This window comes from Pseudomonas sp. 2822-15, assembly GCF_002742515.1.
GTDB lineage: Bacteria > Pseudomonadota > Gammaproteobacteria > Pseudomonadales > Pseudomonadaceae > Aquipseudomonas > Aquipseudomonas salomonii.
Genome location: NZ_LJRY01000397.1, coordinates 1 through 236, shown reverse-complemented (window position 1 = coordinate 236; position 236 = coordinate 1). Strand labels below are relative to the sequence as shown.

Annotated in this window: 1 protein-coding gene; it reads right to left on the bottom strand. The window is 36.9% G+C overall.

What is annotated here, in order from left to right; genetic code table 11:
* Positions 1 to 236 (bottom strand): phospholipase D-like domain-containing protein (locus AOA59_RS31185; RefSeq protein ID WP_256593152.1); only part of this gene is annotated, 236 nt, incomplete at both ends.

Sequence of the window (236 nt, the reverse complement as noted above, 5' to 3'; positions counted from 1 at the left end):
TAATAACGGAGACAGGGTTGTTGCTACTTTCTCCTTGGTTCGGTCCATTAAACTACGATTATTCAACTGCTCCAACGTAATTTTTTCCCCATACTTATAAAAGTCTACTCCAATTTCATCTTTTACCTGGCGGATCCAATCTTGGTCGGTAATAATACAATTCACCTCATGATTTAAATGAAAGCTACGTTTATCAAAATTCGCTGTACCAATGTCAACGATGTCATCATCAACAA